Origin of the sequence: Faecalibacterium sp. AF27-11BH (assembly GCF_003603005.1) — a bacterium.
Taxonomy (GTDB): domain Bacteria; phylum Bacillota; class Clostridia; order Oscillospirales; family Ruminococcaceae; genus Faecalibacterium; species Faecalibacterium taiwanense.
In genome coordinates this window covers 1-24,746 of the sequence record NZ_QVGS01000018.1, presented here as the reverse complement: position 1 = coordinate 24,746, position 24,746 = coordinate 1, and the positions used below count along the sequence as shown (strand labels likewise).

The window sequence follows — 24,746 nt, the reverse complement described above, 5'->3', positions numbered from 1 at the left end:
CAGATACAAGTGCCTGCCAGTAGCGTTCCGGCTGGTGCCGAGTTCGGGATATACGTTAGCGGTGATAGTATGGAGCCACGTTATCATAACGGACAGATTGTATGGGTGAAGCGCTGCGAAGAACTTGAATGCGGGGATATCGGGATATTCGTATATGATGACTGTGGATATCTGAAAAAATACGATGAACATACCCCAGACAAATCCCAAGCAGAGTTCCTTACCGACAGCTATGGCGTGGTGCATAACCAACCGGTTTTGGTTTCTCTTAACACCAAATATTCGCCGATCCTTATATCTCCAGAGCAAAGATTTGAGATCGTTGGAAAAGTTTTGAACTAAAAAGATGGGAGGGATTTTCGTGGATACGATCAAGCGTGTTCAGGATTTAATGCAAGAGCGTGATATGAATCTATGTGTGTTGACAAAAAAATGCGGGATATCGTATTCCACGATCCAAAGCACTGCCCGTCGGGGAGGCCAGCTGAGCGTAGAGACGATTGAAAGAATTTGTCAGGGTTTGGGAATTACATTAAAAGACTTCTTCGATTCCTCCTACCTGTAAATATAGGGGCAGCAAAAAAGCCGTTCGCCACGCTGGAAAATCTGCGTGGTGAACGGCTTTAATACTGCTTCTATTTATCCTTTGGTAATCTCCAGATAAACACTAATCTCCATGATTGTTACCATTGAAGGAATACATTTGCGACGATCTTCGGGCATACCGAATAAGATTTGCCTTGGCAGTTGAAAACAGCTCAGGTTACCTATTGCAATTCTGACTATTTGGAATATACTTGTAAGTATCAAATTATTTCACTGTATGAGGACATCCGCACCAAACTTATCCAGTCCGGTGTAATGAAATGCAGAGAATAAAAGACAAAATTGGTATGTTCCACGAAATTTAGGGAGAAAACTGAGCAAGTAGGAAGGCGGAATATATATGAAACAAGATACTTTAGAGGGCAAAGCAAAAACAAAAAATGGGGTAAAACGGCTGTGTTTTTCCATAATCTGCATTCTTCTGGAAGTGATTTTTATTATTACTATCGTAACACGCTTGAATGAATATGCAGAAGTCATAAATTTATTTACAAGGATTTTGAGTGGGATCTTGGTTTTGGGATTGTACGCATCAAATAAGACATCCTCTATGAAAATGCCTTGGGTCATCTTAATTCTAATTTTCCCAATTATGGGTGTAGGCCTGTATTTGTTGATTGGTTTGAATGGTGGCACACATAAAATGCGTGAGCGGTATGCAGAAATTGATAGCAAATTGTTACCAATGCTTCCGGACAGTCAGGAGTGTTTGAGCAGAATAAAAGAAACAATTCCGAAAGCAGGAAATATAGCAAGTTACATACAAAGAAATTCGCAGTATCCAATCTATCAGAATACGGATATTGTGTATTTTGATGAAGCAGTGAAAGGATTAGAGGCACAGCTTAAGGATTTGGAGAAAGCACAAAAGTTTATCTTTATGGAATATCATGCGATAGAAGACGCTGAAGCATGGCATAAGATTCAAGATGTTCTGGAAGAGCGAGTAAAAGCAGGTGTGGAAGTTAGAGTATTCTACGATGACATGGGTTCTATAGGCTTTATTAACACAGATTTTGTGAAAAAAATGGAGACAATAGGAATTCATTGCCGTGTATTCAATCCGTTTATGCCAGGTTTAAATCTGTTTTTGAACAATCGTGATCATAGAAAAATAACAGTTATTGATGGAAAAGTCGGATTTACAGGTGGATATAATCTAGCAAACGAATATTTTAATTACACACACCCGTATGGACAGTGGAAAGATACAGGTATTCGTTTAGAAGGAGATGCTGTTCAGTCGCTTACAGTGACATTTTTAGAAATGTGGAATGCTGTTAGTGAAAAAGCTACGAATGATACTGATTTTAGTAAATACATTATTCATTACGATTATAAAGCACAGCAAACAGGTTTTGTTCAGCCTTATGCAGACAGTCCTATGGATAATGAGCAGGTCGGAGAAGAAGTTTATATCAGTATGATAAATAAGGCTGAAAAATATTGTTGGTTTATGACTCCATATCTAATCATAACAGATGAAATGACGCATGCGTTATGTCTGGCTGCTAAGCGAGGGGTAGACGTAAGAATTATCACACCAGGAATTCCTGATAAAAAATTCATTTATAATATAACTCGCTCTTTTTATCATGGATTAGTTAAACATGGTGTTCGTGTTTATGAGTGGACTCCTGGTTTCTGTCATGCAAAAATGAGTGTGGCAGATGACTGTATGGCAACTTGTGGAACAATTAATCTGGATTATCGAAGTTTATATCACCATTTTGAAAACGGCTGTTTTATGGCAGATTGCCAGGCAGTTGTGGAAATAAAAAATGATCTGATAAGAACGATGGGAGAATGTCGTGATGTGACAGACCAATATCAAACCGGACGAAGTGCATATTTGCGACTGGGACAATTATTTATGAGATTATTTGCTGGATTGCTATAAGAATCTGATGAAACGACCTTTCAAAAAACAGTTGATTTAGAAGTTAACTGTTTTTGAAAGGCCGTTTTTGCTATATCTAACAGTCTGTTGTACAAAGAAGATTTTGCATGGATGAAAAAAACAAACCTTGTTGAGGTTAAATTGAGGCTGACTTTGTATTGTATAGACATAAGATGAAAAAAGTCAGGTGATGTGCGATGGGAAAACGTAAGATATTTAAAATTGTTTTTGTTATACTGTCAATTTTTTTATGTGTGGTTTTTTATGAATTGCTCGGAATCTGCGTTGCATATAAAAAGCAGCCGGAAGTGTCCAATACAACCAAAAAAGAAACAAAAAATGGGTCATGGAACGAATGCAGTGAAAATACAGAACGGGCAGTAATCATAGAAAAGAATCCAGAAGCGCTTTTACAAAGAGTGCGTTTGATCAAGAATGCAAAAAAGGAAATTATTCTTTCTACTTTTGCATTTCAATCCGATGAAAGTGGAAAATTGATCTTAGGAGCACTGCATGATGCGGCAGACAGAGGTGTACATATTCGTCTGTTAGTAGATGGAATGGAGAGCTGGATTGATATGGAAGGAAATCCGTATTTCTATGGATTATCTTCCCATGAGAATGTTGAAATTAAACTGTATAATAAGGCCAATCCGTTGAAACCGTGGAAAATGATGGGTAGAATGCATGATAAATATTTGATTGCAGATGGAAAGAGATATATTCTTGGGGGAAGAAATACATACAATTATTTCCTGGGTGATTTTCCGGGACATAAGAACTATGACAGAGACGTGTTAGTGGTTTGCGATGAACCTGAGAAAGAAAATTCAGTTAACCAGTTGTTAGAGTATTTTGAAACGATATGGGAACAAGAAGACAGTGATTATTTTCATGACAATAAAAAACTGGCAAATAGAAAATCTGTAAAGAACGCAGTTTTAGAGCTGCAGAACGGCTATCAGAAATATTTTGAAGAGAATAAGGAAAGAATCTGCGATACCGATTACACGGACGAAACTTTTGAGACAGAAAAGATTGCATTAGTGTCAAATCCTATTCACACAGGTTCCAAAGAACCAGTAGTGTGGTATCAGTTGGGAGAATTGATGAAAAATGAAAAAAATCGTGTGAAGATCCACACGCCATATATTATCTGTAATGATATGATGTATAATACATGGGAGGAGATTGCAGAGAACGTTTCAGATTTTTCTATCATGACAAATTCAGTTGCGAATAATGGGAATCCATTTGGGGCTGCCGATTATGCGAAAAACAGAAATAGAATCTTAAGTACAGGAATTAATATCTGGGAATATGAAGGCGGTTATTCATACCACGGAAAAAGTATTCTGATTGACGATGATCTGTCTGTAATCGGTTCCTTTAATATGGACATGAGAAGTGCATATCTGGATACGGAACTGATGCTTGTAATTCGCAGTAAAGATATTAATAAACAGTTGGAAGAGGGCATGATGGACTATGAAAGAGTGTCCCGCCAGGTATTGGAAGATGGAACCTATCGTGATCCATATCATGTAGAGCCAATCGAATTAACAAAGAAACGTCAGAGAAAAATATTTTTGGTACAGCATCTGCTTGGATGGGCAAGGTATCTGTTTTAATAAGGAGGAAGGAAAACGTGTTTCAAATATTGATTGTAGAAGATGATAAAGAATTAAGCCAGCTATTCCAAAAAGTGCTTGAGAAGAATGGATATCAAGTCAAAAGTGCATCGGATGGAGCACAGGCATTAGAAGTATTGGTTAAGGAATATATTGATCTGATCATTTCTGATATTATGATGCCGGTTATGGATGGTTATGAACTGGTGTCGGAACTCCGTTCAGCAGGATATCAGATACCTGTACTTATGATCACTGCGAAAGGTTCCTTTGATGATATGCGCCAGGGATTTCTTTCGGGAAGTGACGATTATATGGTAAAACCGGTAAATGTGAATGAAATGGTTTTAAGAGTCGGAGCACTGCTTCGCCGTGCACAGATACTGAATGAACACAAAATTGTGATCGGTTCAACAGAGTTTGATTATGATGCAATGACGGTTACAACTGATAAGGAAAGTCTTGTTTTGCCTAAAAAAGAATTCCTGCTTTTATATAAGCTTGCAGCTTCGCCAGGCAGAATATTTACAAAACAACAGTTGATGGATGAAGTATGGGGATACGAGACGGAGGCAGACCCACATACGATAGAGGTACATATAGGAAGAATCAGGGAGCGTTTGAAAGATAACCCTGATTTTGAAATCGTAACAATGCGTGGAATTGGATACAAGGTGGTGAAAAAATAATGGAACAAAAGAAAGAAAAAGGATTGCGGATCCGATCCTGTCTGACTGGTGCAATCTGGCTGGCACTTGTATTTTCAACAGTCATATCTGCGTTATTATTTGCTTTTTTGAATCATTTTTTTAATCTGCCGGGCAGCATACCTGTGCTTGGCTGGCTTTTGATTTTCAATACATTGATTGCAGGGCTGATCACTTCCTTTATTAATGCAAAGTTACTGGAACCAATTACAAGACTTAGTAAAGCAATGAAGGAAGTTTCTCGGGGAGATTTTGAACAGCATTTGGAAACGAACAGCCGTATAGCAGAAGTTGGAGAATCTTATCAAAGTTTTAACGTTATGACAAAAGAACTTCGTGCAACAGAGGTGCTGCAGATGGATTTTGTATCTGATGTTTCTCATGAGTTTAAGACCCCGATTAATGCCATTGAAGGATATACAATGCTGCTTCAGGGAGAAGAACTGTCTCCGGATCAAGAGGAATATGTAGAAAAAATCTTATTTAACACCCAAAGACTTTCCGGATTGGTTGGTAATATTTTGCTGTTATCCAAGTTAGAGAATCAGAATATACCAATGAAAAAAACAGAATATCGTCTGGATGAACAGATCCGCCAGGCAGTTCTTTCATTGGAAACAAAATGGACAGAAAAAGAAATTGGTTTTCAGGTAGAATTGGAGGAAGTTAAATATACTGCGAATGAAGGACTTTTTATGCATATCTGGATAAATCTTTTAGATAATGCGATTAAGTTCAGCCCTTCAAAGGGGACAATTACGATGTTTCTGAAACAAGAACAGGATTCTGTTAAGTTCATTCTGGAAGATGAAGGACCAGGAATAGAGGATGATGTAAAATCCAGAATATTTGACAAGTTCTATCAGGTAGATGGATCTCATAAAGCAGAAGGAAATGGCCTAGGTCTTGCACTTGTAAAACGGATTGTAGATAGTGCCGGAGGAATAATCAAAGCAGAAAACCGTGAATATGGTGGATGCAGATTTGTTATAGAGCTGCCAAAGCAGAAAGATGAGATTATCTAGTTTTAAGATAAATTAGAATATGGGAGGATTTATATGACATTTTATCAGGAGTTGCAGTTAAATCAGGCAGGTTCTAAAAACCTGTTGAAAAAGAGTGAAACACTAAAAGAAAAACTATATCATATGTGGGTATATCTGGTGAAGATAGCTGCTACAATGGCATTTTGTTTTTTCTTTGTTAGTATTTTCAGCATCCTATTTGGAAATGAGAACAGCATTGTAGGTGTAGTAGTCTTATTATGTCTCATGGTGTTTAGGAATGCGGATCTGGGGATCCACACCGGACAATCTACGATGCTTTTGGCTTTGTTCTTTGTAATTATGACTGTATGTCCGCATTTAGCAAATCAGTTTTCACCGGTATTGGGAATGCTGTTAAATATTGCGGCACTGGCTGTGTTGATTCTGTTCGGATGCCATAATCCATCCATGTTTAATCAATCTACATTGGTTCTTGGGTATCTGCTGCTATATGGTTATGATGTTACGGGAAAAAGCTATCAGATGCGATTAGTCGGAATGGCTTTAGGTGCAGCACTTACCTGCTTCGTATTTTATCGAAATCATAAAAACAGAACTTATAAAAGAAATCTGAAAGATCTGATACAAGAATTTGATATCACTTCTTCCAGAACAAAATGGCAGATATGTCAGATTTTATGCGTACCGATTGTCCTTTGCATTGCAGAACTTTGTAATATGCCACGTGCAATGTGGGCTGGTATTGCGGCCATGTCCGTGATTTTGCCGTCTATGGAAGATATGCACTACAGAGTCCGTAAAAGGATTGTCGGAAATATTGCAGGTGTTATATGTTTTACAGTATTATATTTTCTGCTTCCTTCGTCAATCTATGCATATATAGGAATTCTTGGTGGAATCGGTGTAGGATTTTCAGCACAATATGGCTGGCAGGCAGTATTTAACACATTTGGTGCTTTAGCCATTGCTGCAGAGACATACGGACTACAAGGAGCGGTTAGTCTAAGAGTGAGTCAAAATGTTTTTGGTGTTGTGTTTGCTTTAGCATTTTGTGTTATATTTTATTGGTTTATGCCTAAAAAAAAGGAAAGTGAGGTGACCGTACATGCAGAGTGAAGTGAATCAGGAAGAAAATTTGAATACCACTGATTTTGACGAGCACTTCGCTAAAATTTCGTCCTATATTGTAGACACATTGCACGGCGTTCCACTTGAGATGACCGAGGATGAAAAAGAACAATTTCGCATACAGGTTATTTCAAATCAGTATGCAGAACGGTTGCTAAGTGAAGCCGAAAAGACAGAAACGTATAGAGGTTTATCAAAAATTGATATTCTCCATACAGTTTCTATCCCTCAACTGGCTAGAACAATCCCACTTAAAGGTTTGAATCTCAGTTTAGAAAAATACAGAATGCCGGATGGTGTAATAATAGAGGTTGAGAGTTCGTCACATTATTTGGGGTCATTTAGTGAGAAAAATGATTCTTCCACAAATTGGATAGAAAAGATCATGGAGGGTGTCGGTATTCACTAGATGGATTCTCAAGAAGCATATGCACGAAAGTTCTGCACGCGATAAGTATCTTGCCATTATGAAGCCCTACCTTTTGATGTGGCACAGTAGCAGTTGAAAACAGCTCAGGTTACCTATTGCAATTCTGACTATTTGGAATATACTTGTAAGTATCAAATTATTTCACTGTATGGGAGGAAATTATTATGGCAAGACCCAAGGGAAGCAAGAATAAGACCCGTATTGTAAATGCCAACGTTGATTATGCAGCCGTCGTTGCAGAAAAGACCGCCGAAAAGGAAAAAATCGAATCTGAGGTTGCTGCGCTGACTGCAAATCTCGATGATCTGAAGACGCAGCTGAAAGCCAAGAAAGCAGAATTGAAAGCCGCCACCAAGGAACTTACTAAAGCCGAAAACAAAAAAGCTGCCGCCGAAGCAAAGGCAATGGAAGAAGCAAAGAAAGGCGAAGCAGAAGATGTGCTGAAGAAGCTGCTGGCCAGCGGTATGACGGCTGAGGAAATCCTTGCAAAACTCCAGTAATGCAATATGATGAACTGGACAAGCTGCTGAAGTAAAGGAAGGGGCTGTTGCACACGGATAAAAGCCGGTGCAACAGCCTCTTTTTCATTCATGCTGCAATTTTTTCAGCGTTTCAAACGTATCTAAATTAAAGTGGCATATCATATTCCTTTTCACACATACTTGCCATTTTCAGACAGGAGGTTGCTTTTATGAAAATATCTGCCGACTATCGTATGCTCGCTCTCGATGCTCTGCGCGGAAAATGGAAAACTGCTGTTCTGACAGGTATTGCCGCCAGTGCGCTCGGTGCTACCATTGTGAGCAGTTCCAACAGTGTCGTTTCCAATTCCAATCAGGCAAAGGACATTCATTTTAACCTGTTCGCCCAGCCAAACGGCGGTCGGCTGCTTGCTGTTTTGCTTGTCGGCATTGGTCTGTGGGCAATCCTCCAACTGATCGTGGGCGGTGCAGTTCAACTGGGATATGCTCATTTTAATCTGAACCTTGTAGATGGAAATGATGCTGCCATCTCGGACTTGTTCTCTCAGAAAGATCGTCTGTGGGATGGCTTCTGCATGAAATTCCTGCAGGGTCTGTACATCGCCCTCTGGTCGCTGCTGTTGGTGATTCCGGGAATCGTGAAAACATACAGCTATGCGATGACACCTTACATCATGTCCGAACATCCTTCGTTGACTGCAAATGAAGCGATCACAGAATCCCGGCGGATTATGGACGGCAACAAATGGCGGCTGTTCTGTCTGGATTTCAGCTTCATTGGCTGGGAGCTGCTCTGTTCGTTGCCACTGTATGCCGGGGGTTTTCTGGTTCTCAAATATTTCACCGGTTCAGAGGCTATGGCGATTTCTCTTTTTCTTCTGCTGACAATTCCATTGAGCATTGGCTTCTTTTTTGTACGCCCCTATGAGGAAGCTGCATGGGCCACTTTCTACCGCGATATTATCGCAGCACCTACCGAACCGGATGAAGCATACTGACTTTTATACTATTTCGCAGATGTGACCGGATTTTCGAGGTGATCTGCGTATGGATAAGAAACCTGACCGTTCCGAAATAATTGCAATGACCCTCTTATTTGCTTTAACGCTGGTGCTTACGGTATTAAAAGTGACGAGAACGGTTTCACTGACTTGGTTGTGGGTGCTGGGTCCGCTTTGGCTTGGCACATATTGGTACCGTGATTAGGGCTGCTTACGCTGGGAGATTTCTCCCAGCGTTTTTTATTCCTCGGAGATGCCGAGATATTGGTCGATCTCCATGATACCCTCCCCACTGACCTCCACCAGATCTTCAAAGGGCACTACGGTGTCGCCCACCTGCAAGGTGCGGAACACCGGGTCGATGCGGTCTGCCTTGCCAGTCAGGGTGACGTAGTTGCCCACTGCGGGAATCTCCGGGTGGGCGGTATCCTCCTTGAAGTACCGCACCGTGATGGTCATGCCCTTGGTGACCTGCATCAGCCGATCGGACAGAGCCGACATTTCTTCCTCGGTCAAAATGCGCTTGGTCACCCGCTCGGTGCGCTGCTTTTCTGCGGCAAGCTGCTCATCATAATACTGCTTCTATTTATCCTTTGGCAATCTCCAGATAAACGCTAAAATGGAGCATCTACTGCACATCCTAACTTAATATGCACTGAATAAAAGAAAAAGCCTTATATTTCAATCCATAGAGGCCAATCTGTGGTATAATTGGAGCAAGAGAACTGGAAAAAATCCAGCAAAAACCTTGTACCTGGAGGGCAGCTATGTATCGTTACAGCAATGGCCAGATCAGCTTGGCGGATTAATCGAGTATCTAATGCAGCAGGAGACCATCCTCCGGAAATGTGAGGCAGTGCTGGATCTACCGTCCGTGTATGAGAAAATGGTGCAGTTGTGCAGCAAAGAAGATAGTCGTCCGCCCCTCGCCCCAGCGTTCATCGTAAAGTACCTGCTGGTGAGTTTCCTGTACAGCAAACCATCGAACCGGCAGATCGGGCAGCGCACCCCTTCACCTCAAAGCTAACGAAGCTAATGAACTGCACGCTGCCACCAGCCTTCAGTACCTCCATCACAACTGCGACGTGGACGTTCAGTGCCGCCTCCCTGTCCTTTCTTCGTCAGGCCAGGCTTTTTTCGCAATAGTGGCGACGAATTCGTTCTTGCTGTTTTTCGTTTGAAAAGAGCCTTATGACCTGGGCGCTCTCCGGTCGTGGGTGGCGTAGTAGGCTCGCTTATTTTCGTACATGCAATAGTCGGCCTTGTCCAGCAGCGTTTGCATGATGCAGTCTTCATAATCGGCGGAGATCGCCCAACCGTAGGCGTAGCTGAGAGGAAGCTGATTGCCGTCACGGTTTGCAGCGTCGACTTCCCTGCGCGGACTGTCCAGTATGCCCTCCACCTCCTGCCGGTCCGTATGGTAAATGACCGCCATAAATTCGTCGCCGCCGTATCTGCCCACGAAATGCTTTTCCGGGATCACCCGGCGTAAAAGCCGGGCAAAGCTCAGGATCAGTTGGTCACCAGCCGAATGACCCCTCGTATCGTTGACGGTTTTCAGATTGTTCAGGTCAAATATGACGCAGGCCGTAGGCTCCCGGAGAATTTCCCTGTTGTTGAGAAGCTCCTCGCAGGAGCCTTTGTTGGGCAGGCCGGTATGGATGTCGATGTATGCCTTCTGCTCCAGCAGTTGGTTTTTCCGGGCCATTTTCAGTGCCATGGCGGTCTGGAGCATGATCAGGATCACCAGGCACAGCATATCCAGTGCCGAGAGGATCTCAATAGTGCGGATCTTCATGGCGATCTTTTCTGAATAGTGTTCCGCGGCAGACACCGTTTCGTCCGCCATTTCAAAATAGGTCTCGCTCATGGCAACGATTTGGGTGTTCTCATATCCACGCTGTCTGGCCGCCGCGACCTCCGCCTTGAGCCGCTCCCAGTAGGCACGCTGGCTGTCCAGCCTTTCCTGATAGGCCGCGTCCTTGAGCTTTACCAATTCGTAGTGCCCTTCTCCGGATGTCAGATCGCTTAAGATATCGTCTAAATACGCGATCAACTCATCGTTTCGGGTGCCTGTGATCTCCAGCTTTACCGCCCGCTGCGTGTCTCCGCGCACCAGCCCGGCATAATTGATGACGCGGGCCGTGCCCTTCAGGTTGCCGATCTCGACCATCATCAGAGCGACAAGGATCACCAAAATCAGCACAAGGCAGCTTTGCAGGATGCTGATGAGATTTTTGCGATCTTTTTTTACATTTCCTTTTATCATAACGACCTCGATCACGGAACGACCATGATATTCTTTATTGCGAATCAGTCTTGATGAATACTTTACTCTGTAACGCACATCATGTCAATAACAATGGAAATTTTTCTACTATCTCCCAAGAATGATCGGCATGAATAAAATGAAAAGCACGCACTTTATTGCTTGTTTCGGTTGGATGGCTTAGGCTTGTCAGGGATCGCCTCATCCGCCTTGGATGGGCGACCCCTGCGAGCCCCAACCAATTTCTCCGCTTTCTGGTTTTCAGGCATAGTCTTTTCTGCTTTCGGCGGACTGCCACGGCAGAGCTTTTTCGGCTTCTATAATTGTAAGGAACATGGCTTTTCGCTGAATGGAAAGCGAAGTTGACCCGGGCTGGGGCGGTCTGTATGAAAGCAATATTTTTTTTGAAATAATCTTGACAAAATTTATCAAGATTGATATGATAGTATTAACAAGCAAGCGAAAAGAGGATGTGGAGCATGATCATCACCAAAGAGACGGACTACGCGCTGCGCATTTTGCGGGTGCTGATGGACGGGGAGAAGCATTCGGTGGCCGAGATGTCGGAAACGGAATTGATCCCCAATCAGTTTGCCTACCAGATTCTGCGCAAGCTCTCCGCCGGCAATTTGGTGCGGGTGAGCCGCGGCGCTCTCGGCGGCTGCGCGCTGTCCTGCGATCTGGACGCGACCTCCCTCTACGATCTCATGGGGGTCGTGGGGGAGCGGGGCATCCTGTGCGCCTGCATGGAGCCGGGATATGAATGCCGCTGGCAGGACAAGCATGGGCGGTGCGCCATCCACTGTCAGCTGGCGGCCTTGCAGCAAAAGCAGGACGAGGCGTTCCGTGCCGTGAGCCTGCGCGGGCTGCTGACCGGCGGATCCGATCCCCAAGATACAAGCAAGCTGTAAAATTTTAAAAGGAGGTACCCCTATGCTGTTTCAAACCACGTCGGCGCACGAAGAGCTGCGCGCGAAGATCCGGAGTTTTGCGGAGGAGGAGATCAAGCCCCTCGCATTTTTAATGGATCAGAACAACGAGTTTCCTGATGAGGCTGTCAAGAAGCTGGGTAAGCTGGGCTGGATGGGCATTCCCTACCCCAAGGAGTACGGCGGTGCCGGTCTTGATGCTCTGAGCTACGCCATCGCGGTGGAGGAGCTGGCCCGTGTGGACGGCGGCACGGGCGTAATCCTCTCCGCCCACGTCTCCCTCGGCTCATGGCCCATTTTCGCCTATGGCACCGAGGAGCAGAAGAAGAAATATCTGGTTCCGCTGGCCAAGGGCGAGAAGATCGGCGCCTTCGGCCTTACGGAGACCAACGCCGGATCCGACGCCGGCGGCACGGAGACCACGGCGCTGGATAAGGGGGACTACTACCTCCTCAACGGCGGCAAGATCTTCATTACAAACGCCCCTAAGGCGGACACCTATGTGGTTTTCGCTGTCACCACGCCGGACATCGGCACCCGGGGCATCTCCGCTTTCATCGTGGAGAAGGGTTGGAAGGGCTTTGAGTTCGGCGACCACTATGACAAGATGGGTATTCGCTCCTCCTCCACGGCGGAGCTGATCTTCAACAACGTGAAGGTTCCCAAGGAAAACCTATTGGGCAAGGAGGGCGAGGGCTTCAAGATTGCCATGTCCACGCTGGACGGCGGACGCATCGGCATCGCCGCGCAGGCGCTGGGCATCGCCCAGGGCGCGTTTGAGCACGCGTTGAGCTATTCCAAGGAGCGCGTCCAGTTCGGCAAGCCCATCGCGGCCCAGCAGAGCATCGCCTTCAAGCTGGCGGATATGGCAACCAAGCTGCGCTGCGCCCGGTTCCTCATCTACTCCGCGGCGGAGCTGAAGGAGCAGCACGCGCCTTACGGCATGGAGTCCGCCATGGCGAAGATGTACGCCTCGGACATCGCGCTGGAGGTCACCAACGATGCCTTGCAGATCCACGGCGGCAGCGGCTACCTCAAGGGCATGGAGGTGGAACGGGCCTACCGCGACGCCAAGATCACCACCCTCTACGAGGGCACTAACGAGATCCAGCGGGTGGTCATCGCCTCTCATCTGTTGGGCAGGCTGGGCAAGAGCTCCGGCGGCGAGAGCCGTTCGGCGGCCAAGAAACCCGCGCCCATCACTGGCATTCGCAAAAAGACCATCTTCCGGGAGGGGGATGCTGCCCAGCAGGTGGCCGACCTTGTGGCGGCGCTGAAGAAGGATGGTCACGACTTCTCCGTGGGCATCCCTATGGATACGCCCATCCCGCAGGCGGAGCGGGTGGTCTCCGCGGGCAAGGGCATCGGGGAGAAAAAGAACATGAAACTGGTAGAGTCGCTGGCCAAGGCCGCCGGCGCGGCCATCGGTTCTTCCCGCCCTGTGGCGGAGACTCTCAAATATCTGCCGCTGAACCGCTATGTGGGTATGTCCGGTCAGAAGTTCACCGGCAATCTGTACATCGCCTGCGGCATCTCCGGCGCATCCCAGCACCTTAAGGGCATCAAGGACGCCTCCACCATCGTGGCCATCAATAAGAACGGTAACGCGCCTATCTTCAAGAACTGCGACTACGGCATCGTGGGCGATGTGGAGGAGATCCTGCCCCTGCTCACTGCCGCGCTGGATAGCGGCGAAAAGCTGCCCGCGCCGCCCATGGTAAAGATGAAGCGGCCCACGCCGCCGAAGCCCGCCCCCATCGGCGACCGCTACGTCTGCAGCGGCTGCGGCTACGAGTATGTGCCGGAGTTGGGCGACGAGGACGGCGAGATCGCGCCCGGTACGCTCTTTGAGCAGCTTCCCGCCGAGTGGGTGTGTCCCGAGTGCGCGGAGACGAAGGATCAATTTGTAAAGGCTTGAGGCCGTGAAGGAGGCAAGATAAGATGTATTGCGTGCGTAAAGTAACGAACGACCTCTACTGGGTGGGCGCCAACGACCATCGCCTGGCCCTGTTTGAAAACTGCTTTCCCATTCCCCGGGGCGTAAGCTACAACGCCTACTGCCTGCTGGATGAAAAGACGGTGCTCTTTGACACGGTGGACTGGTCTGCCTGCCGCCAGCTTTTGGAAAATCTGGCGTATGTGCTGGATGGCCGCGAGCTGGACTACCTGCTGGTCAACCATCTGGAGCCGGATCACGCCGCCTGCATCGAGGAGATCCTGCTGCGCCATCCCAAGGTGAAACTGATCTCCAACGAGAAGGCATTCATGCTCATGCGGCAGTTCGGCTTCCATGTGGACGGACATGAGTGCATCGAGGTGAAGGAGGGCGACACCTTCTCCTTCGGCAAGCACACCGTCACCTTTGTGGGCGCGCCTATGGTTCACTGGCCGGAGGCCATGGTGACCCTCGACGTCACCGAAGGCGTCCTCTTTTCCGCCGACGCCTTCGGCACCTTCGGCGCGCTGGACGGCAAGCTGTTCGCCGACGAGGTGGACTTCGAGCGGGACTGGCTGGACGACGCCCGCCGCTACCTTACCAACATCGTGGGCAAGTACGGCCCCCACATCCAGCTCCTGCTGAAAAAGGCCGGCGGCGTTTTGGATCAGATCAAGTACATCTGCCCGCTCCACGGCCCCGTGTGGCGCAAGGATCTGGGCTGGTTCATTGAAAAGTACGACACATGGAGCCGCTATGCCCCTGAGACCCAGGGCGTGCTCATCGTCTACGCCTCTATGTACGGCAACACGGAGAACGCGGCGCAGGCGCTGGCGACGTCGCTCTGCGATAAGGGCATGAGCAAGGTGGCGATGTACGATGTGTCCTCCACTCATGTCTCCCAGCTGATCTCCGAGGCGTTTAAGTACAGTCACATTGTCCTGGCCTCTGTGACCTACAACCTCGGCATCTACCCCGCCATGCATGACTTCCTCATGGATATGAAGGCACTGAATCTGCAAAACCGCACCTTTGCCATCATTGAAAACGGCTCATGGGCGGTGAAGTCCGGTGACCTCATGCAGAAATTCGTCAACAATGAGCTTAAGAACATGACGGTGCTCAACGAGCGGCTCAGCCTCGCCTCGTCCATGGGCACGGACAAGCGCACTGAGCTGGAAGCACTGGCGGACGCCATTCTGGAATCTATGAAGTAACTGGCAGGAAAGCCAAAACCAAGACAACAGACAACAAACAGCCCCACCGCGTCGGCTGCAGAAAAACCGGCTTTCAAAAACAGAGCGGGCAAGCGTGATACTGCGCTTGCCCGCTCTTTGCCCAAAAGGACATGAGAAGTGACCGGAGAAGATGAGAGGATCGAAATGGAGATCAGAAAACGAAACGGGGAGTCTGTTCCCTTTCAACAGGAGAAAATTTTCAACGCCATGAAAAAGGCGTTTGACGGACAGGGCAAGGAGATCGGGAGCAGAGAGATGGATGAGATCCTCGCCACCGTTCTCAACAATCTCTCCGTCACAGTGCCGCTCACCGTAGAACGTGTGCAGGACGAGGTGGAGCGAACGCTCATGGAGCGCGGACACTATGAGGTGGCCAAGGCGTACATCCTCTACCGCGAAAAGCGGTCTGCGCTGCGCCGTGTCCGGCATACCATCGCGCGGACGGTGGGGGATGACTCGCTTGACGAGGTGCTGCGCCGCATCCAGATGGATTTTACCGAGGAAGTCTACTCCCTCGCGGCGCTTCAAATGAAGTTTGAGAGTTTCTGTCGCCTGGGCATGACGGAGGATGAGCGGGCTGAGGCACTGACCAAGGCGGCGGTAGAGCTGACTACGGCAGAGGCACCCAAGTGGGAGTTCATCGCGGCGCGGCTTCTGAACCACTCCTTTCGCTGTCGCAACGCACAGGAATGGGAGGGGCGCGGCGTCTGCGACCTCTATGGCAAGCTTCGCTATCTGACGGATAAGGGACTCTACGGTGACTATATCCTTGCCCACTATACCCACGAGGAAATTGCCATGGCGGAGGACTTTCTCTGCCCGGAACGGGACGAGCTGTTCACCTACTCCGGCCTTGACCTGCTGCTCAAACGCTATGTGATCCAGTCACGCAGCCGCGTGCCGCTGGAAACACCGCAGGAGATGTTTTTGGGTATCGCGCTGCATCTTGCTATGAACGAAGGCTCTGATCGCATGGGGTGGGTAAAACGCTTTTACGATATGCTCAGCCGTATGGAGGTCACGATGGCGACACCTACCATGTCCAACGCACGAAAGCCCTACCATCAGCTTTCAAGCTGCTTTGTGGACACTGTGCCGGACAGTCTGGACGGCATCTACCGCTCGCTGGACAACTTCGCAAAGGTCTCTAAATTCGGCGGTGGAATGGGGATGTACTTCGGTAAGGTGCGCGCTGCAGGCAGCACCATCCGCGGCTTTCAAGGGGCGGCGGGCGGTGTTATCCGCTGGATCCGGCTGGTCAACGACACCGCCGTGGCGGTGGATCAGTTGGGGATGCGGCAGGGCGCTGTGGCGGTTTACTTAGACGCATGGCACCGGGATCTGCCGGAATTCCTTCAACTGCGCACCAACAACGGCGACGACCGCATGAAGGCACATGATGTGTTTCCCGCCGTGTGCTATCCGGATCTCTTCTGGCGACTGGCGGAGGAGAACATAGACGCGCCGTGGCATCTCATGTGTCCGCATGAGATCCTCACGGTCAAGGGCTACGCACTGGAGGATTACTGGGGTACAGAATGGGAGAAGCGGTATCTGGACTGCGTCAATGACCCGCGCATCGAAAAGCGCAGCGTCACCGTCAAGGACATCGTGCGGCTGGTGCTTCGCTCGGCAGTGGAGACCGGCACACCCTTCGCTTTCAATCGCGACAGTGTAAATCATATGAACCCAAACGGCCACACGGGAATGATCTATTGCTCCAATCTCTGTACGGAGATCGCGCAGAACATGGCACCCATCGAGCACATCAGCACTGAGGTGCACACGGAGAACGGCGACACAATTGTGGTGACGGCCACACGCCCAGGCGAGTTTGTGGTCTGCAACCTGGCGAGTCTGTCTCTCGGTAATCTGCCGGTGGAGGACGAGGCCTATATGGAACGCACGGTGGAAACGGCCATCCGCGCACTGGATAATGTGATCGACCTCAACTTCTACCCGTTGGAATACGCGCGGCTTACCAATCAGAAGTACCGCAGCATCGGCCTGGGCGTCAGCGGCTACCACCACATGCTGGCAAAGCGCGGCATCCACTGGGAGAGCGATGAGCACCTTGCCTTCACCGACGCAGTGTTCGAGCTCATCAACTACGCCGCTGTCAAGGCGGACACAGCTCTGGCACGGGAAAAGGGTCGTTACGCGCTCTTTGAGGGCAGCGACTGGCAGACGGGCGCGTATTTTGAAAAGCGGGGTTATACCTCCGAAAAGTGGCGGGCGCTTGCGAAAACGGTGGCGGTGCAGGGAATGCGCAACGCCTATCTGCTGGCGGTCGCACCGACCTCCAGCACATCTATCCTCTCCGGCACGTCGGCGGGCATAGATCCAATTATGAAGAAATTCTTTTTAGAGGAAAAAAAGGGCAGCATGCTGCCCCGCGTTGCTCCGGAGCTTTCTATGGACACATGGTGGTACTATAAGGCAGCGCATCTAATCGACCAAAGCTGGTCGGTACGCGCCGCGGGCCTTCGCCAGAGACATATTGACCAGGCGCAGAGCATGAATCTCTATATCACCAACGACTATTCCATGCGTCAGGTGCTCAGACTGTATTTGGAGGCGTGGAGGGCCGGCGTCAAGACCATTTACTATGTCCGCAGCAAGGCCCTTGAGGTCGAGGCCTGCGAAAGCTGCTCGTCATAAGGAGGATAGCATGACGGAACTGAAGAAAAAGCCCCTCTTTAACCCAGAGGGCGACCCTGATGTGCGCCTGCGGCGCATGATCGGCGGCAATACCACAAACCTCAACGACTTCAACAATATGAAGTACGCTTGGGTCAGCGACTGGTACCGGCAGGCCATGAACAACTTTTGGATCCCTGAGGAGATCAATCTCTCGCAGGATGTGAAGGACTATCCCCGCCTACTGTCAGCCGAGCGCAGCGCCTACGATAAAATTCTGAGTTTTCTTGTCTTTTTGGATTCCATTCAGACAGCGAACCTGCCTAATATCGGCGCCTACATTACCGCCAACGAGGTCAATCTCTGCCTGTCCATTCAGGCGTTTCAGGAGTGTGTCCACTCACAGAGCTACAGCTATATGCTCGACACCATCTGTTCCCCCGTGGAGCGCAATGACATCCTCTACCAATGGAAAACGGACGAGCATCTGCTGCGCCGCAACACCTTCATTGGGGACTGCTACAACGAGTTTCAGGAGCGGAAGGACGCTCCCACGCTGCTGCGCGTGATGATGGCAAACTATATTTTGGAGGGCATCTATTTTTACAGCGGCTTTATGTTCTTCTACAATCTCTCCCGAAACGGGAAGATGCCCGGCTCGGCGCAGGAGATTCGCTACATAAACCGCGATGAGAACACGCACTTGTGGCTGTTCCGCAATATCATCACGGAGCTGCAAAAGGAGCAGCCGGAGTTGTTCACCGCCGAGAGCGTACAAGCGCTGCGCGAGATGATGCGTGAGGGCGTGGAGCAGGAGATCGCATGGGGGCATTATGTAATCGGCGACGACATCCCGGGGCTGAACCGGCAGATGATCAGCGACTACATCCGCTATCTCGGCAACCTCCGCTGGACGAGCCTTGGCTATCCCGCATTGTATCCAGGCTTTGAGAGCGAACCGGAGAGCATGGAATGGGTCAGCCAGTACGCCGACGCCAACATGGTCAAGACCGATTTCTTTGAGGCACGCAGTACCGCCTACGCCAAGAGCACCGCACTGATAGACGATTTATAAGAAAACCAAAGACATCAGAATAGGAGATACTACTATGAATTACAGCGCTATGATTCAAAATCGCAGATCCGTTCACGCATTCCGCGAAAAGGAAGTTTCGAGCGAGGCTATCGGCCAGCTCCGATCCTACTATGAAAAGACCTGCCCCCGTCTTGTCCCGGAGATTGCAACGGAGTTGATCGTCTTGGACAAGGATGCACAGCCGGCACTGGAGAGCTCAGCGGGCTATAATCAATTTCTCATCGGAGCACCGCACTACCTGCTCCTTATGTCTGCCCCGCATTCCTATGCGGCCATCAACGCCGGCTACATGATGGAAGATCTCGTCCTCAAGCTGACTGAGTTGGACATTGACACCTGCTGGATGACCTTCACCGACAGCGACAAAATCAAAAAGGCACTGTCTCTCGCCACCCCGTTAGAGGTGGCGGCAATCGTTGCCTTTGGCTACGGGGAAAAGACCGCAAGAAAGCTGCGGCTGAATATCCTAAGTATGTCTCAGATCGATGTGCGGGCCGAGCAGCAGTACTACGCGCCCAAAAAGGGCGTGCACGATTTGGTTCACATGGGGAGCTGGAGCAACAAGTCTGGGCTTGACGAGATGATGGACTTCTACGACGATATGCTCTGGCAGTCCTTCTACGCCGCTTCGCTCTCCCCCAGCTATCTCAACCGTCAGCCCTATGGCTTCCTTGTGCAGGATCACAGCATCTATTTGGTGCAGCAGGAGGATGCCTACACCGATAATTTGGATGCCGCATTGGATCTCGGTATTGTCATGCTCCACTTCTCCGCTGTCGCCTCCCAGTGGGCGGGGCAGGTACGCTGGGAACTTTCACCTGCTGCGCCCGACGGCCTGCCGGAAGGACTTCGCTCCGCTGCGGTGTACCACATGTAACGACTCTGGGGGAAGCAAGGCAACGGTAAAATGCGCGACCGCCGATCCGCGGTTGAGCGTATGTTTCATTAGAAAAGAAGAACCTATCAGTCAGAGTCTGAGTAAGGAAAATAGGAGGTATTTTTTATATGGCTATCCAAACGGTAACAGATGCCATCCGCTATGTAGGGGTGGATGATAACACATTGGCACTCTTTGAAAACCAGTACCCCGTCCAGCCTATGGGAGTGAGCTACAACTCCTATGTCATTCTGGATGAGAAGATTGCCGTGATGGACAGCGTGGACGCACGGGCAACGGAAGAATGGCTTTCCAATGTGGCGCGGGTGTTGGAGGGGCGCAGGCCCGACTATCTTGTGGTCACACACATGGAGCCGGATCATTCCGGCAGTCTCATGCGGCTGGCACAAAAGTACCCGGAGATGAAGATCGTGGGAAACGCGAAAACATTTACCCTGATCAAGCAGTTCTTCGGCACAGGTGCATTGTCGGAAGACCGTATGCTGGAGGTTGGCGAAAGAGATACGCTTTCCTTGGGTTTGCACCGGCTGCGCTTTCTGCTGGCGCCGATGGTACACTGGCCGGAGGTGATGACGGCGTATGAGGAAACGGAAAAAATCCTGTTCTCGGCGGATGCCTTCGGACGCTTTGGCTCACTGGAACGGACTGCCCGTGCCCCCTGGGTGCCGCAGGCCCGACGGTATTATTACAATATTATCGGGAAATATGGCGCACAGGTGCAGGCGCTGCTGAAAAAAATCTCCGCGCTGGAGATCAAAACAATCTGCCCGCTCCACGGTCCCGTGCTTACAGAAGGGCTGGAGGAGTGTCTGCGGTTCTATGATCTCTGGTCACAATGGGAACCAGAAGAATCGGAGAGCATACTGATTGCCCACGCATCCATCCATGGAAATACTGCCCATGCGGCGAAGACCCTCAAGGGTAAATTAGAGAAAAAAGGCGTACAGGTCAACATATGTGATCTCACTGTGACAGATCTTTCCTACGCTGTTGCCAGTGCGTTCTACTGCGGGAAGTTGGTTTTAGCCAGCGCCACCTATGACGGAGGACTGTTTCCGCCCATGAGGGAGTTTTTGGAACATTTACGGACAAAGGGATTCCGAAACCGCCGGGTTGGCCTTATTGAAGACGGCTCTTGGGCACCTGATGCCGCGCGGCTGATGCGCACCAAATTGGAGGAGATGAAGGATATCCACCTTTACGAAACGGTAGTGTCTCTGCGTGGTGCATTGAACCAAACCAGCGAAGCGCAGATGGACGCTCTGGTGGCTGAGCTCTGCGCAGAATAAGCTGCAACAAACCGCAGCTATTTTCGTACAGATGATGGTCTTACTCATCTGCTTTATGTCCCAAGGGCAGAGTACCGTCATCTCAGGTTGAGGTCACGATGTGGTGTGGGGCGAGACCGGAGTCTTGAGAATACCCAAACAAAGGAAAGGAGCTGACAGATATGGCAGCTATGAACATGAATCAGGAGCAGTTTGAGCAGGCGATCCGGGAGAAAAAGCCCGTTTTGGTGGATTTCTGGGCGCCCTGGTGCAGCTACTGCCGGAGGATCGGCCCCGCGTATGAGAAGATCGGAGAGGAATACGCGGACAGCCTCGCCGTCGGCAAGATCAACATTGACGAGGAGCCGCGGCTGGCGGGGGCCGAGGGGATCGAGGACATCCCAACTCTGGTGCTGTACCGGAACGGAAAGGCCGTGGATTCCATCATCGCGCCCGGCTCAAAGGCAGAAATCGACCGTTTCATTCAGGAAGCCTTGGCGAAATAACGGAGGGTTCAGATATGAACAACAATCATGTTTATGATATGCTCGTGGTGGGCGGCGGCCCGGGCGGCTACACCGCCGCCCTGTACGCGGCACGGGCGGGGCTGGACACCATCGTGCTGGAAAAACTGTCCGCCGGTGGGCAGATGGCCCTGACCGAGCAGATCGACAACTACCCCGGCTTTGAGAACGGGATCGACGGCTTCTCTCTGGCGGAGAAGATGCAAAAGCAGGCGGAGCGTTTTGGGGCACGCAGCGAATACGCGGAAGTTCTCCGCATGGATCTGACGGCGGTTCCCAAGCTCGTGGAGACCAGCGAGGGGATCTTCCGGGGGAAAACCGTGGTGCTGGCCACCGGCGCAGATCCCAGAACGCTGGGCGTTGCCGGAGAGACGGAGCTGTTGGGCCGGGGCGTGGCCTACTGCGCCGCCTGCGACGGGATGTTTTACAAGGGCAAAACGGTGGTCGTGGTGGGCGGCGGCAATTCCGCTGCGGCAGATGCCCTCCTTCTCAGCCGCGTGGCGAAAAAAGTGATCCTCGTCCACCGCAGAGACACCCTGCGGGCCACCAAGAGCTATCACGAGCCGCTGGCACAGGCCGAAAACGTGGAATTCCGTTGGAACAGCGTCGTTTCCGCGCTGCTTTCCGGGGACAGGCTGACCGGCGTCCGCCTGCGGGACACCGTCACCGGTGAGGAAAGCGTGGTGGACTGCGACGGCGTATTTGTCAGCGTGGGCCGACAGCCCGCCACGGCGCTGGCGGTGGGTCAACTGGCGCTGGACGGCGGCGGCTATATCGTGGCCGGAGAGACCACGGAAACCAGTATTCCCGGCGTTTACGCCGTGGGCGACGTGCGGACGAAGCCCCTCCGTCAGGTGGTCACCGCCGTGGCGGACGGCGCGGTGGCAGTTCACATGGCGGAGAAATATATCGCGGAAAACCGATAAGGGAGGTAGATTCAAAAAGCCAGATTTAAGGTCAGGCCGGATACGACCGCAGCGGGAATGCCGACATATCTGCAAGGCAAACTGCCAGAGTGATGGCAGATAAGATAACCCATGTAAGATCGGGAGATATGTTGTCTCTCCATATCCAGTCCACACAACAGTGAGCAACTGAACACAAAGCACAGCCACAGATGTACTCTGCGGCTGTGCTTTTATGCGTAGTATTACCGCGTGACAAGCGGGTTTACTGTGACGGCGTCACATAATTTGAGAAAATCGGCTTCGAGGCAGCTTTTGGAGCACAAGCCCTTTGTGGTTGTTGACAGAGAAAAAAATATAGGTATAATAAAAGCAAAATAATAAGGTTCATAGTTGATATCCTGATACTGGATGGTGCGGGTGTAGTAGCCGGGACGGACACGGCAGGTACCGTCCTCAAACATCCGCTGGAACGGAATGCTCTCCTGTGCCGTGCGGGGCACCGTGGACTTGGGCGGCTTCCTGCCGTCCTTATTCTTTTTCAGAAACGGAATCATGGGCGTCATCTCCCTTCACAAGCAGTGCATAGTAATTGCGGGTCTGGTACGGACGCACCTTCGGGCGAACAAAGCGCGCCTGAAAGTAGTACCGCAGGATCTTTTCAGCCGGCTGACCGTTCTTCTGATACATGGCCAGAAAGAACATGGGCAGCATGACCGCCATCATGCCGAGGGTAGCACCGGAATTGCCAGCGGTGTCCCGCAGAACAAAAAACAGCGGCACCCCTACGACTGCCGCTGCACCAAAACAGATAAGCTGCCGGGCGGTCAGGTTGAAAGCCACTTTGGACTTCACCTTGCTGAAATCACGCGGCACGGAAATATAAGCTGCCAAAATTTCACCTCCGAATCAATGGGCACCCAGCAGAGTTTTGGCGACAGAGCTGGTCTTGAACAGCGAGAAGCAGAGCAGCACGGTATACCCCACGATGCTCCAGATCGAGTTGATGGCATCCCCGGATATTGCAACATTCTGGAGCAGAACAGCGTAGATTGCCACACAGATCAGAATCAGGAAACCTTGGAACCCCAATGCAAATAGGGATTTCAAATAGTTTTGTCCCACATGGGATTGCTCGTGGTTGCCCCATGTTGCCATGGGCACCGGGGCAAGGCTGACCATCATGTAGATCTCAATCATTCTTCCGTAGACGATGACGAAAATCACGATGGACAGGATGCGCATAGTGATGCCGATGAAGAAGGACTGCAAGAACAGCCCGAACAGGGGGCCTACGTCCATCTGCATCATGCTGGATTGCAGCATGGAAAGCCCGATGTCGTTGACCCGTGTGTTGCCGGAAATAATGCCGCTGGAATTTGCCACCACCTGCTGGGTCACGTCGAACACCGCCATGATGATGTCGAAGGTGTTGGAGATCATCCACACCGAAATGGCAGTCTTGAAGATCCATTTCATCAGCAGCGCAGGCTCAAATTGTGCCATGTTGTTGTGCTGTGTGATCATCTCAATCAACTCATAACAGGCGATGAAGGTCAGAATCACGCCTGCAATGGGAAGCACTACGTTCCGGGACAACGCCTCGATCATAGCGAAAACGCGCGGTTCAAAATTGGATGGTTTGGTGCCGACCTGCTGTGCGATGTTGCCCACTTGGGTGTTGACGTCATCAAACAAGCCGGAGAGATTGGACATGATCGCCGCTGTCAGCAGTGACTTGATCCAATCGGAGATTGCTTTGAGAACAGTTCCACTCAGCGCCACCACCCATCAAGAAAAATGGTTGATAAGGGTCTTGAGCAGGTTGAGCAGAAAAATAAGGTGAGTCAGAATCTGCATAATAGCACCGTCCTTTCAAAATAAAGGTGAATATTCGATTTGCAATGCGTTTCCTCTTTATAATAAGAATCCGTTTGCCACGGAGGGGCTGGAAATGCTTGCAAGTAAATATGTACGGGGCGGCAAACGCCGCCCGGAAAAGATCAGCCGAACAGACCGCTCAGCAGGGGAATCAGGGTGATACCGATGAGGGCAACGCCGCCGCCAGCCATCAGCTGTTTTATCCCCAATTAGGTGTAAAACTCTGCTCGATGGCGGGCGGCGGCGTACAAAAAATCTATATGGTGTTGT

At 49.9% G+C, this 24,746-nt stretch carries 25 protein-coding genes and 1 pseudogene; 20 read left to right on the top strand and 6 right to left on the bottom strand.

The window, feature by feature from the left end; translation table 11 throughout:
* From DWY76_RS13005 to DWY76_RS12960, 10 genes are all read left to right on the top strand, one after another.
* Positions 1-342 (top strand): S24 family peptidase (locus DWY76_RS13005; RefSeq protein ID WP_133300818.1); only part of this gene is annotated, 342 nt, incomplete at its 5' end.
* 19 nt (positions 343-361) lie between these two features.
* Positions 362-565 (top strand): helix-turn-helix transcriptional regulator, encoded by a 204-nt coding sequence (locus DWY76_RS13000; protein WP_242821978.1) that lies wholly within the window; start codon positions 362-364, stop codon positions 563-565.
* 381 nt (positions 566-946) lie between these two features.
* The gene (cls, locus tag DWY76_RS12995) at positions 947-2,506 is read left to right on the top strand and encodes a cardiolipin synthase (RefSeq protein ID WP_120081544.1); all 1,560 of its coding nucleotides are present in this window, start codon (positions 947-949) and stop codon (positions 2,504-2,506) included.
* 197 nt (positions 2,507-2,703) lie between these two features.
* Complete coding sequence (locus DWY76_RS12990) at positions 2,704-4,137, top strand: phospholipase D family protein (protein ID WP_120081543.1); 1,434 nt, start codon at positions 2,704-2,706, stop codon at positions 4,135-4,137.
* Positions 4,116-4,826, top strand: coding sequence for a response regulator transcription factor (locus tag DWY76_RS12985; protein ID WP_005946428.1), 711 nt, complete (start codon positions 4,116-4,118; stop codon positions 4,824-4,826). The genes DWY76_RS12990 and DWY76_RS12985 overlap by 22 nt, the downstream gene beginning before the upstream one ends.
* Positions 4,826-5,869 carry a HAMP domain-containing sensor histidine kinase gene (locus tag DWY76_RS12980; RefSeq protein WP_120081542.1) on the top strand — a complete coding sequence of 348 codons (1,044 nt, stop codon included), beginning with the start codon at positions 4,826-4,828 and terminating at the stop codon, positions 5,867-5,869. Before DWY76_RS12985 ends, DWY76_RS12980 begins: the two co-directional genes overlap by 1 nt.
* Positions 5,870-5,902: 33 nt before the next feature.
* A complete protein-coding gene (locus DWY76_RS12975) occupies positions 5,903-6,967 on the top strand; it encodes an FUSC family protein (protein ID WP_005946426.1) in 1,065 nt (354 codons plus the stop codon).
* Positions 6,957-7,388: a hypothetical protein gene (locus DWY76_RS12970; RefSeq protein WP_005921183.1), complete on the top strand. Its 432-nt coding sequence runs from the start codon at positions 6,957-6,959 to the stop codon at positions 7,386-7,388. The genes DWY76_RS12975 and DWY76_RS12970 overlap by 11 nt, the downstream gene beginning before the upstream one ends.
* A 185-nt stretch (positions 7,389-7,573) precedes the next feature.
* Positions 7,574-7,909, top strand: coding sequence for a hypothetical protein (locus tag DWY76_RS12965; RefSeq protein WP_055189757.1), 336 nt, complete (start codon positions 7,574-7,576; stop codon positions 7,907-7,909).
* Between the two features lie 191 nt (positions 7,910-8,100).
* Entirely contained in the window at positions 8,101-8,889 is a 789-nt protein-coding gene (locus tag DWY76_RS12960) for a DUF975 family protein (protein WP_120081541.1), read from the top strand.
* A 243-nt stretch (positions 8,890-9,132) separates the two neighbouring features.
* Here DWY76_RS12960 and DWY76_RS12955 read toward each other — a convergent pair whose 3' ends face one another.
* A complete protein-coding gene (locus DWY76_RS12955) occupies positions 9,133-9,423 on the bottom strand; it encodes a hypothetical protein (RefSeq protein ID WP_243112049.1) in 291 nt (96 codons plus the stop codon).
* Positions 9,424-9,640: 217 nt separating this feature from the next.
* On the opposite strand from DWY76_RS12955, the gene DWY76_RS14260 reads away from it, so the two are divergent.
* On the top strand, positions 9,641-9,919 hold the full coding sequence (locus tag DWY76_RS14260) for a hypothetical protein (protein ID WP_055185890.1): 279 nt from the start codon (positions 9,641-9,643) through the stop codon (positions 9,917-9,919).
* Between the two features lie 162 nt (positions 9,920-10,081).
* On the opposite strand, the gene DWY76_RS12945 is transcribed toward DWY76_RS14260, so the two are convergent.
* Positions 10,082-11,239, bottom strand: coding sequence for a diguanylate cyclase (locus tag DWY76_RS12945; RefSeq protein ID WP_347562261.1), 1,158 nt, complete (start codon positions 11,237-11,239; stop codon positions 10,082-10,084).
* Between the two features lie 401 nt (positions 11,240-11,640).
* Here DWY76_RS12945 and DWY76_RS12940 point away from each other — a divergent pair, with 401 nt between their 5' ends.
* From DWY76_RS12940 to trxB, 9 genes are all read left to right on the top strand, one after another.
* Positions 11,641-12,072: an Rrf2 family transcriptional regulator gene (locus DWY76_RS12940; RefSeq protein WP_120081540.1), complete on the top strand. Its 432-nt coding sequence runs from the start codon at positions 11,641-11,643 to the stop codon at positions 12,070-12,072.
* A 22-nt stretch (positions 12,073-12,094) separates the two neighbouring features.
* Positions 12,095-14,008, top strand: a complete 1,914-nt coding sequence (locus DWY76_RS12935; RefSeq protein ID WP_015536759.1) for an acyl-CoA dehydrogenase family protein — start codon at positions 12,095-12,097, stop codon at positions 14,006-14,008.
* A 23-nt stretch (positions 14,009-14,031) separates the two neighbouring features.
* Positions 14,032-15,243 (top strand): FprA family A-type flavoprotein, encoded by a 1,212-nt coding sequence (locus tag DWY76_RS12930; RefSeq protein WP_120081539.1) that lies wholly within the window; start codon positions 14,032-14,034, stop codon positions 15,241-15,243.
* Between the two features lie 165 nt (positions 15,244-15,408).
* Complete coding sequence (locus DWY76_RS12925; protein WP_165852639.1) at positions 15,409-17,925, top strand: ribonucleoside-diphosphate reductase subunit alpha; 2,517 nt, start codon at positions 15,409-15,411, stop codon at positions 17,923-17,925.
* Between the two features lie 10 nt (positions 17,926-17,935).
* Positions 17,936-18,979 (top strand): ribonucleotide-diphosphate reductase subunit beta, encoded by a 1,044-nt coding sequence (locus DWY76_RS12920; protein WP_005946381.1) that lies wholly within the window; start codon positions 17,936-17,938, stop codon positions 18,977-18,979.
* Positions 18,980-19,013: 34 nt separating this feature from the next.
* Entirely contained in the window at positions 19,014-19,877 is an 864-nt protein-coding gene (locus DWY76_RS12915) for a nitroreductase family protein (RefSeq protein WP_120081538.1), read from the top strand.
* A gap of 128 nt (positions 19,878-20,005) precedes the next feature.
* Positions 20,006-21,187, top strand: coding sequence for an MBL fold metallo-hydrolase (locus DWY76_RS12910; RefSeq protein ID WP_120081537.1), 1,182 nt, complete (start codon positions 20,006-20,008; stop codon positions 21,185-21,187).
* Between the two features lie 161 nt (positions 21,188-21,348).
* Entirely contained in the window at positions 21,349-21,672 is a 324-nt protein-coding gene (trxA, locus tag DWY76_RS12905; RefSeq protein ID WP_005921771.1) for a thioredoxin, read from the top strand.
* A 14-nt stretch (positions 21,673-21,686) separates the two neighbouring features.
* Positions 21,687-22,616 carry a thioredoxin-disulfide reductase gene (trxB, locus tag DWY76_RS12900; protein ID WP_097784862.1) on the top strand — a complete coding sequence of 310 codons (930 nt, stop codon included), beginning with the start codon at positions 21,687-21,689 and terminating at the stop codon, positions 22,614-22,616.
* Positions 22,617-22,840: 224 nt separating this feature from the next.
* Here the strand turns inward: trxB and DWY76_RS12895 are convergent, their stop codons facing one another.
* From DWY76_RS12895 to DWY76_RS12880, 4 genes and pseudogenes are all read right to left on the bottom strand, one after another.
* On the bottom strand, positions 22,841-23,152 hold the full coding sequence (locus tag DWY76_RS12895) for a hypothetical protein (RefSeq protein WP_120081536.1): 312 nt from the start codon (positions 23,150-23,152) through the stop codon (positions 22,841-22,843).
* Positions 23,127-23,489, bottom strand: a complete 363-nt coding sequence (locus DWY76_RS12890; protein ID WP_044960449.1) for a PrgI family protein — start codon at positions 23,487-23,489, stop codon at positions 23,127-23,129. The genes DWY76_RS12895 and DWY76_RS12890 overlap by 26 nt, the downstream gene beginning before the upstream one ends.
* A gap of 15 nt (positions 23,490-23,504) precedes the next feature.
* Positions 23,505-24,311, bottom strand: coding sequence for a VirB6/TrbL-like conjugal transfer protein, CD1112 family (locus DWY76_RS12885; RefSeq protein WP_120081535.1), 807 nt, complete (start codon positions 24,309-24,311; stop codon positions 23,505-23,507).
* Between the two features lie 287 nt (positions 24,312-24,598).
* Positions 24,599-24,682: pseudogene (locus DWY76_RS12880) on the bottom strand (Maff2 family protein); the annotation flags it as partial.
* Positions 24,683-24,746: the final 64 nt, after the last annotated feature.